We start from the raw sequence: 15,723 nt of genomic DNA on the forward strand, positions 1-15,723 counted from the left end.
AGGAGCATTAAATGAGATTTCTAAATAACAAATACTATAAAACCGTAGCAATCACGACATCTTCAGCGATTCTACTTACGTCGCTTTTCACAGGGAATACGCAAGCAGAAGAAAAACCTGCAGAAGCCTCTAAGACGCAACAATCTCCTAAAACGGCCAATCATAATGAGCTTGAACAACAGGCTAAACAACTTCAATCTCAATCTGAAGAGAAACAAACAAATCAATTACTTCAACAAAACGCGAATCCTAAATTTTCACGTGATGCTTCTGTAAACCAATTATCACGTGACTCAAAAGGAATTAAACAGGCGAATACGCAAGCTAACCAAACTAAAAACAAGTATCCGATCGTCTTCGTTCATGGCTTCGCTGGTTTAGTAGGCGAAGATCGACCAAGTGCTATTTATCCGAACTACTGGGGTGGCGATAAATCACCATTAATGGAAACACTTAGAAATAGTGGTTATGAAGTATATGATGCCAATATTGGTCCATATAGTAGTAACTACGACCGTGCAGTCGAATTATACTACTACATTAAAGGTGGTACGGTTGATTACGGTGCTGCGCACGCTAAAAAATATGGACACGCACGTTATGGTCGTACGTACGAAGGGGTTTATCCTGATTGGAAACCTGGCGATAAAATCCATTTAATCGGTCATAGTATGGGTGGCCAAACATCTCGTTTACTTGAAAATATGTTACGTCATGGTAATCAAGAAGAGATTCAATATCAAAAAGAACACGGCGGCAAGATTTCACCATTATTCAAAGGACAAAAAGACCATATGGTTTCATCTATGACGACACTAGCTACACCTCATAATGGTACGTATGCTTCAGAACCAGGTGAAACGAACAAAAAGTCTACTGAAATCCTATATAATATTGCTACATTCTTCGGTCATAAGGGCTCTAAAGTGAACTTAGGATTCGATCATTGGGGCTTACGTCAAAGAGATGATGAAACATATCTTGAATATGCAGACAGAGTTAACAAAAGTAAGTTATGGAACACGAAAGATAACTCATTCTATGATTTATCACCAGAAGGCTCTCGTAAGTTAAATGAACAAACTACAACGAACCCTGAAATTGCTTACTCAAGCTATGCTGGTGAAGCATCACATCCTAACGCACAAGGTGATCACGTGCCAGATATGGGTATGTATTTCTTAGGTCTTGATTCAGGTAAGACAATCGGTAAAAATGCACCTGAACAATATAAGATGAATGATGGTTTAGTACCAACGCGTTCAGCGTTCTATCCAGAAGGCCGTAAACATACAACGGATACAAGTACAATTAAGAAAGGTACTTGGCAAGTATTCCCAGTTAAGAAAGATTGGGATCACTTCGATTTAATCGGTCTTGATACGCTTGATCTTAAACGTACGCCAAAAGAGCTCGAAAACTTCTATCAACAGTTAGCCGAGCGAACAGTTAAAGTAGAGCAACAAGAAGATAAATAATAATAAAAAGGGACTTGGATTTCATCAATAAACCCAAGTCCCTTTTCTGTATTTAGGATATATATAAGCCCTCGCTCCATAGTCGGGCTTTGTTATACATACAAACGTTTACACATTGGCAATGTACACAAGTTAAACTTTAGTACATCACTACCATACATACAAAATTCACCCTAAAAGTTAAAGTAAAACAGAAGCGCAATCGTTATTGCAATCGCAAATATCGTCAAAATGCTTCCTATTTTTACATTTTTATAGTGAAACATTAATGCAGGAATCATTAATACCGAAAGTACCCCTAATGGAATAGGGTTAATAAAGTTGTTTTGATATTGATTTAAAATAAATGTCGCGATAGATACTAGAAACATCAGTACAAAAAATATCAGACCCACATGCGTAACTTTCGTGTTCATTGTATATCTCCTTAAATAACTAATTTATAATTTTGATATTCTAAATAATTTGATAACCTAACACTTAATTTATGTCATTTTACTTTGGAATTCAAATAATCCCATTGAATAGTTATTGATACTATGACAGATTCCTATTGTACGTTATAATAAATTTAACTTAATAATTTAAGGAGCGATTTTGATGAGTGGCATTCGAAGTATTACTTTAGGTACAACTAACATAGATCAAACAATTGAATTATTTAGAGATATTCTAGGTATGAACTATCGAAGTGTGAACCAAAATGCACAGTTCGGTGATGCTGAATTCAGTCCTGGAACATGTATTCAGTTTGTAGAGGTTCCTGAACTACAAGATAGCTATCAACATTATAGAAGCATCGGTTTAAGAATTCCGACAGACGATGGACTAGAGGAGTATCAAGCATTACTTGATAAATCTAATATTTCTTATAGTGATGTCGCACATCTTAATCAAAACGAACATTTTGGTTTTAACGACAGCAACCATCAATATTATGATATTTATTCTAATGAAACGAATAGCGGTATCCCGTTAGGTGTACCTAGTGATTCAAGTAATGTAAGTCCGTTTCATCAAATAACTGGTCTTGGACCAATTATCTTAAATACAAATGAACCTATCGTGACCGGTTCACTTTTAACTCAAATTTTCGGATTCAAGCCTTTAGCTGAATATACTGTTGAAGATGGTAATAAGAAAGTGATCGTATTTACAGTAGGTGACGGTGGCCTAGGTGGCGAAGTTCACGTTGTTGAGGCTGATGAAGCAATGAAGCTTCCTGAATTTGGTATCTTTGAACAACTTGAATTCACTGCGCCTTCTCAAAAAGCATTTGAGACAGCACTTGAAAAGCTTAAGCTTAACGAAATTCCTTTTCAAGAGTTGAAGAGTGAAGAAAGACAAACACGTTCTATTCGAGTTAACGATACAAGTGGTATTGCATTCATATTCACGCTTGATGAAAAGTAGAACATGAGGCATAATAGAATTTATTAGAATAAGGACGGTGTAACAATGTTACATGAAACATGGAAAGATAAGACACCTATCAAACAAGTTAAGGTCGTACATACTGATGCGAAGAAATTCACTGTAGCCGATATGCTTACGATCGATAAAGTTTACGACGTTGTTAATGAAACTGAGGAATATTACCAAATCATTGACAACTCAGGACTTGTAGGTGGTTATTACAAGGAATATTTTAAAGAAGTTTGATGTCTATAAACTTTAAGGGAATTAGACTTATGTCTAATCCCTTTTTTCATTGTAAATAAATAGAGAGGGAGTTTGAAGATGGCTAATACGAAATATATCAATTCTGATGAAACTGTATACAATGATGCGAAAGCGCTATTTCAACTAAATAAAAACATTTTATTAAAAGGCCCAACTGGTTCAGGTAAAACGAAGCTCGCTGAAACGTTAAGTGACGAGCTTAATCAACCGATGTATCAAATCAATTGTTCTGTAGATCTTGATGCTGAGAGTTTACTTGGTTTCAAGACCATTGAATCTACAGAAAAAGGCCAACAAGAAATTGTCTTTGTCGACGGCCCTGTTATCAAAGCCATGAAAGAAGGTTCGATTCTTTACATTGATGAAATTAACATGGCTAAGCCTGAGACATTACCTATTCTAAATGGTGTACTTGATTACCGCCGTAGTTTACAAAATCCTTTTACAGGAGAAACGGTTGTAGCGAAACCTGGATTTAACGTTATCGCAGCAATTAACGAAGGATATATTGGTACGTTACCGATGAACGAGGCGCTTAAGAACAGATTTGTCGTAATTGAAGTTGACTATATCGATAGTGAATCACTAGCAGAAATTATCTTAAGTCAAAGTAAGTTACAAGATAAAGCACTTATCAAACAAATCGTTCAATTTAGCAACGATCTCAAAACTATGACGAAACAAGGTCAAATTTCTGAAGAGGCAGCAAGCGTTAGGGCGCTCATCGACCTTTGTGATTTAGCAACGGTTATACCAGTTGAACGTGCGATTAAACGTGTTATTACAGATAAACTTGAAGACGAGCGTGAACGACGTGCGATTATAAATGCCGTAGAACTTAACTTTTAGTAAGGAGATTTTACATGAGTGAACGTTTTATAAAGTTTAATGACGAACAGCTTGATGCGAAAAAGGTCATGATGCTTCAAGACTTAGCACGTTTATTGTTGAAAGATCCCACAACTAAGGTTAAGATTCACAAGTTTCCGTACTACGATCCGATTCATAATGAGTTGATAGCAAGTTCTTTCTGGTCACATCGACCTGAAAACATAGAAATAACAGGTCTTAAATCTGATGTCTTATTAGCTACCTATAGCTATCTAAAGATGTCTGTAGAGATTACGAAAGAAGTACTCGATAACGATTTCATGCATCCAAAGATCTATTATCAGCTCTTTAAACTTATTGAAGAAATCAGAGTAACACAGGCAATCGTTAACGAGAGGCCGTTTGCTGATAAAATCTTTCAACTCAGACGTGACATGCGTTTGAAATATAATCGAAGTCAAATCAAGGTTTATCAAACAAAGACGACATATACAGACTTACTCTTTCTATACTTGGAGCAATCATTTTTAACTGGTAATTTCTATGACGTACCTCAAATGACGGACGAACTTGATGATATTTTAAATGCAATGTACATGTATTTACCAGATATATTCCAAATAGAAAGCTCTGAAGACAGTATGTTTTTAGCTGATCGCATTATGTTCCAAATTGACGATATTTTAAAAGAAGATATGTTAAATGAATACTACCACTTACCTAGACGCGTTTATGAACAAATGGATACGATTGACCCTGGAAAACGCGTCGACTCAGACAATTCTGATGGTAAGAATGATCAAACTAATGAAGAAGACGAGACCGAAGAAGTCGACATGAAAGCCGAAGATTCTAAGTCAAGTGGCGGTAGCTATATGGAAATGGAACTGAATGAAGGCGAAAATTCTGACGCATCTACTTCAAATGACGACACAAGAGAAGGTGATTCAACAGACGATATCACTGAAATGGCTACTAAGAAAGGCAAGGGTACAAATGACGACGTCCTTGATGATGAAGAAGGTGGCCAGCTCGGCATGAACCCAGGTCTCAAACTTAAAGGTATTAACGAAAACGTTGAGATAAAATGGAACACACCATCCATTGAGCCTGAATTCTATGAATCGTATCGTGAAGTTGAGGAACATGTCCATTTTGAAATCAAAGATTTAATTCAAATGATTAAAAAGACAATTGAACGTGAACAACAGTCTGAACGCCATAATTTAACAAAAGGGCGTATACAAAAGAATTTAATTAATTGGTTTATAGATAACCAATACAAAATGTTCTATAAAAAGGAAGATTTAAGTCACGAATTCGATGCAACATTTACGTTGTTAATAGATGCATCGGCAAGTATGCATGACAAAATGGATGAAACGATTAAAGGTGTCGTCTTATTCCATGAGACATTAAAACACCTTAATATCAAACACGAAATTCTAGCGTTTAACGAGGATGCTTTTGACGCAGATGACAGAAAGCAACCTAACATTATTGATGAAATTATTTCGTTCCATCAGTCTGTCACTAACAAAGACGACTTACGCATCATGGCATTGGAACCTCAAGATGATAACCGAGACGGCGTTGCGATACGTCTTGCAAGTGATCGTTTACTACGTCGCTCACACAAGCAAAAGTTCTTAATTGTCTTTTCAGATGGGGAACCATCCGCTTATAACTATAGCCAGGATGGTATCTTAGACACTTATGAAGCAGTTGAAACGTCGCGTAAACTTGGTATCGAAGTCTTTAACGTTTTCCTTAGTCAAGACCCGATTACTGAGGATATCGAAGAAACGATTCATAACATATATGGACCATATGCTATATTCGTTGAAGGTGTCGAACATTTACCTGAACATTTATCACCTTTACTCAAAAAGTTACTTTTACAGACATTTTAACGCTTTATACTAACAAAGTTTTTAAATTTTCTGAAAAATGTATAGACCTTACATTTATTATGTGTTAGAATGACGTATAATTTAAAAATGATACTATCTGGAGGATAAATTAATAATATGAATAAAAATACTTTAATTATAGGATTTATGTTATTTGCGATATTTTTTGGCGCAGGAAACTTAATCTTTCCGCCTAATCTAGGGCTTAACAGTGGACCTAACTTTTGGCCAGCTATTTTCGCATTTGTGATTACAGGGATAGGGCTACCGTTATTAGGCGTTGTTGTTGGTGCACTCGATAAACAAGGGTACATCGGTGCTTTTAATAAGATTCATCCTATGTTCTCAGTCGTGTTCTTAGTTGTGATTTACCTAACAATCGGACCACTATTTGCGATTCCGAGAACAGCATCAACATCTTTTGAAATGACCATTACACCGATATTCCATACGACGAATAACATCGCTTTATTTGTATTCTCAGCAATATTCTTTTTAATCGTCATCTTTTTATGTATCAATCCTAACAAGATTGTTGACCGCATTGGGGCAATCTTAACGCCATTACTTCTTATTACGATCATTGCGATGATTATCAAAGGGTTTACGGATTTTGGTACAGCGCCACAGGGTGCAGGTGATACGAAAGCTTTCGCTACGTCAATGTCTAGTTTTGCGAAAGGCTTCACTGAAGGATATTTAACGATGGATGCAATAGCAGCTATCGCATTTTCCATGATTGTGGTTAATGCTGTAAAAGCCACGGGCATCTCTCATGCAAACACAATCTTTAAACATACTGCTATGGCTGCTTTAATTGCGGCTGCAGCACTAGCCGTTATCTATATTTCTTTAGGATTTATTGGTAACCATATGAATATTTCTGAAGCTAAAATGAATGAACTGGTATCTAAAGATCAGAACATCGGTACATTCTTGTTAATTACGATCGCGAAAACAGGTTTTGGTGCCTTTGGTAAGTACTTATTAGGTATTATCGTTGCACTAGCTTGCTTAACGACTGCTTGCGGTTTAATTGTCTCTGTAAGTGAATACTTTAATAGCATATTTCCTAAACTTTCATATAAAGCATACGTTATTATTTTCACTTTAATTAGCTTTATTATCGCAAATTTAGGATTAAACACAGTCATTTCGATGTCAGTACCAGTTCTATCAGTTGTGTATCCAATCGCGATAACAACGGTACTCTTAATCTTAATCGCACGATTTGTTCCTATGAAACCAATCACACAACAAATTACCGTACTAGTTGTAACAATCGTATCGATTTTAAGTGTAATTCATTCTCTTGGTGTCAAAGCACTCGACTTTATGAATCATTTACCACTTAAGTCATATTCTTTAGAATGGTTCCCAATTATGATTATTGGTCTTATCATTGGATACCTCATTGGTATTTTCTTTAAAAAGCAATCCGCTATCGTTTATCAAAAAGAATAAGTACGCTATTTAATTCGATAGGGTAGAAATGAGCTTGGGACCTATTAAACAATTCTCTTAAAACAGCATGCTTTCCTGTAAAGTTCAACTCGAATTTTAATTCGTTAGTTGAACTTACAAAGAAGCTTTCGCTTCTTTGTTCATTACATTGAAAGCCCCGGCAGAGAAATTTGCTAGCGCAAATTTCTCTGCCGGGGTCCCATCCCTAGGAGTCAGCTGTTTTGAGAATTGTATAAAATAAAGTTTTAATGCACTATTTCATAACTTATGTCTCAAGCTTATAAAAAAGCCACTCGTTAACGTATAACGAGTGGCTAAATTTTTATTTTAAATTAATTTAAACGGTCACGGTTATCTTGATTAATTGTAAGCTTTTCTCTTAAATCAGTCTCAAGTTGTTGTAACTCAACTTCAGCAGCTTGTCGTTTTTTACGACCGTCATCTTGAATACGAAGTGTTTCTTCAATCGTTTCAATAATGTTATCTTGCGTCGTACGTAACGTTTCAATATCTACAATACCACGTTCGTTTTCCTTAGCAGTTTCAACGGCATTGTGTTTAAGCATTTCAGAGTTCTTCACAAGAAGTTCGTTCGTTGTATTCGTAACTTGTTTTTGAGCTTCTACTGCGTTGTGTTGACGCATAAGCGTTAGGGCAATAGCCATTTGATTTTTCCATAATGGGATACTTGTAAGAATAGAACTTTGAATTTTCTCAGCAAGCGCTTGGTTAATATTTTGAATCATTCTAATTTGAGGTGCAGATTGTAAGGTGATTTGACGAGAGAGTTGTAGGTCATAAATACGTTTATCTAAACGATCAACGAATTGTTCCATATCCGCTACATCTTGAACTGCCATTTGATTACCATCTTGTTGTTTCGCTTTATTCCTAAGTTCAGGTAACGTGATAGTTTCAATGTCTTCTTTTTTCTTCTTAGCTGCCGCGATATAAATATTTAATACATAAAAATAGTCTTTATTTTGGTTGTATAATTCATCTAATAATTTAATGTCTCTCATGAGTGTATTTTTGTTCTTTTCAAGTTGAACTGAAATACGGTCAACTTGAGAACCCACTGATTGCATTTTCGTAAATACTTGTTGAATCGAATTTTTAGTACGTTTAAAAATACGTTTGAATATAGATTGTTCTTTTTGGTTTAATTCATCAGGGTCAACTTCTTGAAGTTTTGACATCAGTTGTTGCAACGTATCTCCAATAGGACCCACGTCTTTAGATTGAACTTCATCTAACATTTTATGAGAGAAGTTTGATAAATTACCTTGAGCGTTAGAACCAAACTTTAATAATGCGTCATTATCAAGCGGTACGATTTGTTTAGATAATTCATCAATCTTTTGTTTATCTTGTTCAGTAAAATGTGATTCATACGTCGTAGAAGGGTTGTTTTCTTTCGACTGCTTTTCGAGTTCATTCGTCTCTTCAAAGTATGCATCTAATGGGTGAGAATTTTTAAGATCTTGTTCCTTCATTTATTTTCTCTCCATTTCTTTTGGATTTTCTTGTTTATCGAATTGTTCTTGAATATCTTTAGTCTTCGTGCGATTGCGCTTTTGCTCAAGATTATTCAATTCAATTTCTACTTCTAATTGACTATAATCATCCTCGTTTAAACGCTTTAAGTCAGCTACAAGCGTACGTTTAATCTCATGAAGCGTAATGCGCGTTTGTTCAAGCGTTTGCTTCTCGTCTTTGGATTTATTAGAAATACGTGATAGGCGCGTATAATTATCAATTAGATTTGTAGCGTTTTCGATATGGGAGTAGAAATAACTTTCTACTTTATAAAACTTATATGGACGTTTAGCAACGATTTGGTTAATTGTGCGTGTTAGTCGATAAATATCATTAACCGTTCTAAAATCTTTCACTGAACGCACATTAATAAAACTTTTGAAAATGCGCTTAGATTTATGTTGTGATTGTTCAAGTTGACGTCTAATATAGCGGTATTCTTTTCTCGATAGGCCATTCTCTTTTAAAAAGGATCTAGACACAAGTCTTTGAGTAGGGAGATAACCTACAAAGAAGCCTAGAAACCCTATTAAACCATCGAATAAAAAGAAGATATCTAATCCAAACACACTACTGAGCCATGCTGCAATAGCGATTGGGATACCAACTAATACACCAATGACTTTTGAAATATAATATCTCATTTACATCTTCCTTTATTTAGTCCAAAATCCTTTAATACTCTCATCAGGAGGTAATTCATCAATTGTATACGTATCTACCTTTGACATAGGGGACGGACCTTTAACAATTCTTTCAATAAAGTTATTGAGCTGAGTTTCAGGACCTTGTGCGTAGATTTCTACAAAGTCCTCGACGTTTTCAACAGTGCCCTCAATGTCTAAGGCTTTAGCAATTTTTTCTGTATAAAACCTAAACCCAACACCTTGAACACGTCCATACACACATATATGTTTAAGTTTCATAATAATCACCTCTTAATTACATTATACGTATTTTAATCGCAAAAAACTAATATTTGCGTTAGTGAAACATCGGCCATAGGACTTAAGTCTTTGGACTTGATTTTAAAGTTTAAAGGCTTTACATTGTTTCATAAGAGTTTATAATTAAGGAGGTCATCCTCACATGTGGACAATTACTAAAATTGTTGCTGATTTTGAAGGATGGTGGCTGTTTGATGATTGGAAAACTTACATAACTGAAGAAGAATCCTTTAATACATATGATGAAATGATAGAAGAATATTCAAGTAAGATATATACTGCGATCGATAAATACGATAATTATATAGTTGGTAAATATAATATATATGCATTTTACAATAATTGTGACTTAAAATTTTGTAAGCATTGTGATGAGGACTTACAGATATTTCACAGTTATATCATTTTAAAAAACAATAATATTTATTATAATCTACCTATTATTGAATAATTACAAATTTTTCAAATTTGTATTGCAATTGTTTATTCATTACTCTATAATAGTTAATAGCAAGTGCATTATTCCATATTGCAAAGAATATTTTTACATAAAAGTTGAATAATTATAAGTATTTTTTGTAATATGCGAATAACGCATATTGAATTTTAGTCTTGGAGGTTTCACAGATATGAAACAAGGTACAGTTAAATGGTTTAATGCTGAAAAAGGATTCGGTTTTATCGAAGTAGAAGGTGAAAGCGACGTATTCGTTCACTTCTCAGCAATTAACCAAGAAGGTTACAAATCTTTAGATGAAGGTCAAGCAGTTGAATTTGAAGTAGTTGAAGGCGACCGTGGCCCACAAGCTGCAAACGTTGTTAAACTATAATCATAGATTGTAATATTGACTAACAAACACCTTACAGCACGTAAGGTGTTTTTTGTATGCATTCATTTAAATGGATCTATTATCTATAATCCATGAGGCTTTATACATCGAAAATAGAGGATTTTAATTGATAATAAAATTATTTTATAATACTATACATATATAATTTATGACTAGAAGGTGCATATATGTATAAAGTGCTTTTATATGATAACGACGCTCAATTCCTTAATACTATGACTAACAATATAAACTGGCATGATTATCACTTTTCTAAAGTGCTTTTCGCAAATGAGGGCAAAGAAGCCTTTAAACTCATCTATACACATCATCCTGAACTCGTAATCACAGAGATATGCATGCCTCAAGACGATGGGTTCACATTGCTACATACTATCCAGGATTACGCGTGTGAGAAAGTAGTCATTTCAGTGTCTAAAGATTTTGATTGTATAAGAGCCGCACTTAAATTACGAGTTTCTGATTATATCTTGAAGACTGAAGTTATGCACGAGCTCCCTAAATGTCTTGAACAATTTACACTTCGTTCGGTGCATCAACTCCCAGTGTTCCAGCCTCTAGAGCCGAGAACGTATCATCACTTTTACGTAAATAAAGTGATCGAATTTATGAAACAGAATTATCATACGCATTTTAATGTTTCTCATCTCGCAAAAGCCCTTCACGTTAGTGAATCGTATGTAATGCGTATCTTTAAAGCAGAAGTGGGTATTTCAATCAAAGATTATTTAAATCGTTATCGAACATTAATGGCATTGAACTTCCTTAACCAACATTATAAGCACTATGAGATAGCACAAATGGTTGGCTTTAACGACTACAAGAACTATATTTATCACTTTAAAAAGTATGTAGGCGTAACACCAACTTTATATAGAAATATGAGTAGCACTTCTAATAATCAAAAAAAGGCTAAGACATTGAATCATGTCTTAACCTTCAATATTAATGATTGAGCGATCGAATTTTCTTTTCCTCAAAGATAGCTACAACTGCGAGTAATATAATGCCGAGTATTAACGCTGCATAGAACACAACAAATACGTCCGTCCAACCACTAAGCGTATGTCCAAAAATGTGTAGACCATTCTGTTCAGGGTCAGCAATTGCTGCGAGTCCGACCTTAGCCATCGAATCACCAAATAAGTAGGCGAAAGAACCCGTCAATCCGTTTGCCACACTTATGGCACGTTTAGGTACGAAGCCAGTTAGAGAAACGCCGATTAGTAACTGAGGACCGAAAATTAATGCACCTAGTAAAAATAATGCGATATTCACCATTAGAACACTTGTCGCATTCATATACATGAGTACTACAAAGGAAATAATAAACATACAGCCAACAGCTACTAGAGCACGGCGACCTTTAAGTAAGTCCGATACATAACCCCATAACAAACTCGCTACGAGCGCACCGATTTCAAAGTAAAAAATCGTATTGATTGCATCACCTTTATTAAAGTTTAAATGCTCTGAAACGTAGAGTGGTGCCCAGTTATCGATACCTATTCGAATGATATATACGAAGACATTAGATACACATAGTATCCATATGACAGGGTTTCTAAGAATATACTTTTTAAATATCGCAAATTTAGACATTTTAACGGAATCGATATTTTCTTGATCTACTGGTTCCTCAAAGATATCTTCTGCTTTATTCCATCCAAGTTCCTCTGGGTCGTCTTTACCAATAAAGAGACCTACAATACCTACGAATAAAGCAATCACTGCTGGGAATATGAACATACCGACTACGTGTCCGTCAAAGAACATATTCGCACCCCAAAGTGCAACACCACCTGCAATAGCACCACCAATATTGTGAGACGTATTCCAGAAACCTAAGAATCTACCTCTTTTAGGACGTGGTGCCCATCTTGAGATTGTAGAGTAACTCGCTGGGCCACCAGCAGATTGGAATACACCATTTAATCCCCATAAAACGATGAACAATCCAATTATAGAACCGAAATAACTTAGAACAAACCCCATTGTAAGTACGACGATAGAGGACATTATCAATAGAAAGGACACGATCTTTTTCGTGTTACGTCCGTCGACTAAGTAACCGATAACTGTTTTACCGATTCCATACGTGATACTAAAGGCGAGACCTATGTATCCAAGCTCAAGCGTCGAAAAGCCGATTTCTTCTTTAAGCATTGGTCCGGCTGCTTTAAAGTTGTTACGTATCAAATACATGGCCATATATGCAAAGAACACGACAAAGAAAGCTTGAAGAAAGTGACGTAGCCATAATTTTCTTTGCATTGCTATAGGTATGTTTTTGAGTGGTATTTTATTAATTTCGAAAAATTTCATACCATCACCTCATTTTATTTAGATTTTCAATTAAGTATAGCAATATTAATTATGTAAATAGAATCCGAAAAACTATTATTTTATACCAAAAACTGAACTTAAAATGAGGTGGGTGGGGAATTATGATTAAAATTGAGGATATATATTATAGATGTAATAGGGCACATCGTTTAATGATGTGCGTCGGTTTCACTTAAACAAACCGACGCAACTCACTCCAGCGATACACCCTTACACCTAAACCACTTACAAATCCATTCCAATCTAATAACCCTAATCCAAAAAGCGCCTATACCGTGAACTTAATCACGATATAGACGCTTCAGACAATCTATCAAACTCTATTAAATTATTTCGTATCGTTAATAATTAATTGACGTAAAGACTGGCGTTTAATCACTTCACGCGCCTTACCATCTTTTAAGAAGAAGACAGAAGGTTTCTGCATTTGGTTATAATTTGAAGCCATAGAATAATGATAAGCACCAGTTGATAATACAGCTAGGTAATCACCACGTGCTACACTTGATGGTAGCTTAACATCTTTCGCAATTATGTCGCCCGATTCACATAACTTACCGGCAACCGTAACCGTTTTATCCGATTCATCATCACGATTCACAAGCTTCACATCGTATTTCGCATCATATAGCGCAGTTCGTATATGATCACTCATACCGCCATCAATTGATACGTATTTATTCACTTCTGGAATTTCTTTAATCGTGCCAACTTCATATAACGTAACCCCAGCTTCACCTACAATTGAACGTCCTGGTTCTATCGCAATTTCAGGTAGTGGATAACCAATAGAGTCACTCACAGACTTTAAGCTATCCGTAATCTTCTTAATACCTGATTCAATAAGGAATGACGTATCACCGTCAACGTAACGGATACTGAAACCGCCACCTAAATTCAAGATATCAACTTTGATATCATTTTCCTTCAACCAGTTTAAAACAATTTCAGCAGTTTCAATCATACCGTCAGTTTCTTCAATTTGAGAACCGATATGGAAGTGAATTCCTTTTAAATTTAATTTTTTAGAAGCGTTAATTTGATCAACCGCTTCTTTAGCAAGGCCTTTTGCAAGAGAAAGCCCAAACTTGCTATCTTCCTGACCAGTACGGATAAACTCGTGCGTATGCGCCTCAACGCCTGGATTGACACGAATTAATACGTCAACTTGTTCTGACGCATAACGGTCGATTAAAGCGATCTCATCAAGTGCATCGACTACAAAGTAACCAATACCTTGTTCGAGCGCATAACGAATTTCATGTTTCGTCTTATTGTTACCGTGAAAGTGAATATGCTTTGGATCAAAGCCAGCTTCGAGTGCTGTGTACAATTCACCCTCAGACACAACGTCTAACTCAAGATTTTCTTCTTGTACAAGTTTTACCATTTGAATACATGTAAATGCCTTAGATGCATATGAAATGGAATAGTTTAAGCCACTTTCTTGAAAAGCCTTATGGTAACGTCTCATTTGTTCACGAATTTGATCTTCATCATAAACAATCGTTGGGGTACCAAAGCTTTGAGCTAAAGTACGTAAACTTGTACCGCCCATCGCGAGTTCGCCACGTTTATTATAATTAACAACCATTATACATACTCCTTTATTAAAGAATCATGATTCATTGCACTTAATTGTTCGGAGTTAGCGCCAACTCCTTTGAAAGTGAACTCATCAATTCTGATATCATTATTATATAAAATTACGTCATCTTCTGCATGGACAGTGTCATCTACTTCGACAAACATATGACTCATCATAAGCCCACGAATCGGATAACGCTTGCCATTAATAATTGCTTCTTGGCCTTTTGCGCGCGCTTTTAGAATGCCATCACCATAGCCAATATCGACTACAGCTAATTTCGTATTTTCCTTAACTTCGTATGTAAAACTGTATCCGCAATAATCACCTTGCTTCAGATCTCTTACTTGTATCACTTTACCACTAACAGTGAGCGATTGCTTGATTAAAGCAAGGGATAATTGGCTGTAGGGACGAGAACCATATAACGCTATACCAATTCGCGCATGCGTGTGATGGGGGAAGACACCATCTTCACGATAGTAACTTGCACTGTTTTGAGCGTGTATATAATCAAATGTATAGCCTTGATTTAAAAGGGCGTCTACAATTTCTAACCAATCGCGCTTTTCTGTTTCATATTCTGGTACATCAAATTCATCTGCATAACCGAAATGTGTCCATAGTCCAACGATATTCATTTTATGAGATTGGTCGTTATTCGCGTGATCTTCAAGTACTTCAAGAATCTCACTATAGTTATGTAATCCTGAACGATGTAACAAATTTTCAAATTCTAAATGAACGGACACACCCGCTAATTCCTTCTTATTATAATAGTAGAAATCTAGCGACGGAAGGGTCATTTGAATGCGATACTTACGCAATAAATCGAATTCAAACGTAGGGTTCATTAGAAAAATGGTCGCATCGTCTGTAAGTTTACGGACACGAATCGCTTCTTTAAGTGACGTTGTGCTAAACGTGTTAATGCCTGCCTTTAAAAATTGTTTCACTGAAAACTCAAGATCGTAATGGTAGGCGTTATTCTTCACAACAGCCATGATTGAATTGTTCGAAACAACATTTTTAGCGTTATCAAGAAATTGTGCCGTGTTAACTGACCATGTGGCTGTCATAGTT

16 protein-coding genes are annotated in these 15,723 nt (G+C 35.6%); 9 read left to right on the forward strand and 7 right to left on the reverse strand.

Annotated features, from left to right (window positions below; translation table 11 throughout):
* Positions 1 to 11 precede the first annotated feature (11 nt).
* Entirely contained in the window at positions 12 to 1,478 is a 1,467-nt protein-coding gene (gene lip / locus A33S_RS11530; protein WP_009383811.1) for a YSIRK-targeted triacylglycerol lipase, read from the forward strand.
* Between the two features lie 173 nt (positions 1,479 to 1,651).
* Here lip and A33S_RS0102590 read toward each other — a convergent pair whose 3' ends face one another.
* Positions 1,652 to 1,894 (reverse strand): hypothetical protein, encoded by a 243-nt coding sequence (locus A33S_RS0102590; RefSeq protein ID WP_009383812.1) that lies wholly within the window; start codon positions 1,892 to 1,894, stop codon positions 1,652 to 1,654.
* A gap of 184 nt (positions 1,895 to 2,078) precedes the next feature.
* Between A33S_RS0102590 and A33S_RS0102595 the strand changes: the two genes are divergently transcribed.
* From A33S_RS0102595 to brnQ3, 5 genes are all read left to right on the forward strand, one after another.
* On the forward strand, positions 2,079 to 2,891 hold the full coding sequence (locus A33S_RS0102595; protein WP_009383813.1) for a VOC family protein: 813 nt from the start codon (positions 2,079 to 2,081) through the stop codon (positions 2,889 to 2,891).
* Positions 2,892 to 2,936: 45 nt separating this feature from the next.
* Positions 2,937 to 3,140, forward strand: coding sequence for a DUF6501 family protein (locus A33S_RS0102600; protein WP_009383814.1), 204 nt, complete (start codon positions 2,937 to 2,939; stop codon positions 3,138 to 3,140).
* Between the two features lie 78 nt (positions 3,141 to 3,218).
* On the forward strand, positions 3,219 to 4,010 hold the full coding sequence (locus A33S_RS0102605; RefSeq protein ID WP_009383815.1) for an ATP-binding protein: 792 nt from the start codon (positions 3,219 to 3,221) through the stop codon (positions 4,008 to 4,010).
* Positions 4,011 to 4,024: 14 nt separating this feature from the next.
* On the forward strand, positions 4,025 to 5,905 hold the full coding sequence (locus A33S_RS0102610) for a vWA domain-containing protein (RefSeq protein WP_017176517.1): 1,881 nt from the start codon (positions 4,025 to 4,027) through the stop codon (positions 5,903 to 5,905).
* Positions 5,906 to 6,022: 117 nt separating this feature from the next.
* On the forward strand, positions 6,023 to 7,369 hold the full coding sequence (gene brnQ3, locus A33S_RS0102615) for a branched-chain amino acid-like transporter carrier protein BrnQ3 (protein ID WP_009383817.1): 1,347 nt from the start codon (positions 6,023 to 6,025) through the stop codon (positions 7,367 to 7,369).
* 332 nt (positions 7,370 to 7,701) lie between these two features.
* Here brnQ3 and A33S_RS0102620 read toward each other — a convergent pair whose 3' ends face one another.
* From A33S_RS0102620 to A33S_RS0102630, 3 genes are read right to left on the reverse strand one after another with little or no spacing between them, the layout of a single operon-like run.
* Positions 7,702 to 8,865: a toxic anion resistance protein gene (locus A33S_RS0102620; RefSeq protein ID WP_009384017.1), complete on the reverse strand. Its 1,164-nt coding sequence runs from the start codon at positions 8,863 to 8,865 to the stop codon at positions 7,702 to 7,704.
* Positions 8,866 to 9,552 (reverse strand): 5-bromo-4-chloroindolyl phosphate hydrolysis family protein, encoded by a 687-nt coding sequence (locus tag A33S_RS0102625; protein WP_009384016.1) that lies wholly within the window; start codon positions 9,550 to 9,552, stop codon positions 8,866 to 8,868.
* Between the two features lie 12 nt (positions 9,553 to 9,564).
* Positions 9,565 to 9,834 carry an acylphosphatase gene (locus A33S_RS0102630; RefSeq protein WP_009384015.1) on the reverse strand — a complete coding sequence of 90 codons (270 nt, stop codon included), beginning with the start codon at positions 9,832 to 9,834 and terminating at the stop codon, positions 9,565 to 9,567.
* A 163-nt stretch (positions 9,835 to 9,997) separates the two neighbouring features.
* Between A33S_RS0102630 and A33S_RS0102635 the strand changes: the two genes are divergently transcribed.
* The 3 genes from A33S_RS0102635 to A33S_RS0102645 all read left to right on the forward strand — a co-directional run bounded on the left by A33S_RS0102635 (position 9,998) and on the right by A33S_RS0102645 (position 11,662).
* Positions 9,998 to 10,306, forward strand: a complete 309-nt coding sequence (locus A33S_RS0102635) for a DUF1033 family protein (protein ID WP_009384014.1) — start codon at positions 9,998 to 10,000, stop codon at positions 10,304 to 10,306.
* Positions 10,307 to 10,484: 178 nt separating this feature from the next.
* Entirely contained in the window at positions 10,485 to 10,685 is a 201-nt protein-coding gene (gene cspA / locus A33S_RS0102640) for a cold shock protein CspA (protein ID WP_009384013.1), read from the forward strand.
* 188 nt (positions 10,686 to 10,873) lie between these two features.
* Positions 10,874 to 11,662 (forward strand): response regulator transcription factor, encoded by a 789-nt coding sequence (locus A33S_RS0102645; protein WP_009384012.1) that lies wholly within the window; start codon positions 10,874 to 10,876, stop codon positions 11,660 to 11,662.
* Here the strand turns inward: A33S_RS0102645 and uhpT are convergent.
* The 3 genes from uhpT to A33S_RS0102660 form a co-directional block, all read right to left on the reverse strand.
* On the reverse strand, positions 11,652 to 13,031 hold the full coding sequence (gene uhpT, locus A33S_RS0102650) for a hexose-6-phosphate:phosphate antiporter (protein WP_009384011.1): 1,380 nt from the start codon (positions 13,029 to 13,031) through the stop codon (positions 11,652 to 11,654). The genes A33S_RS0102645 and uhpT overlap by 11 nt on opposite strands.
* Before the next feature lie 349 nt (positions 13,032 to 13,380).
* Entirely contained in the window at positions 13,381 to 14,646 is a 1,266-nt protein-coding gene (gene lysA / locus A33S_RS0102655; protein WP_017176518.1) for a diaminopimelate decarboxylase, read from the reverse strand.
* A complete protein-coding gene (locus A33S_RS0102660) occupies positions 14,646 to 15,719 on the reverse strand; it encodes an alanine racemase (protein WP_017176519.1) in 1,074 nt (357 codons plus the stop codon). Before A33S_RS0102660 ends, lysA begins: the two co-directional genes overlap by 1 nt.
* Positions 15,720 to 15,723 lie beyond the last annotated feature (4 nt).

Source organism: Staphylococcus massiliensis CCUG 55927 (assembly GCF_000298075.1).
GTDB lineage: Bacteria > Bacillota > Bacilli > Staphylococcales > Staphylococcaceae > Staphylococcus > Staphylococcus massiliensis.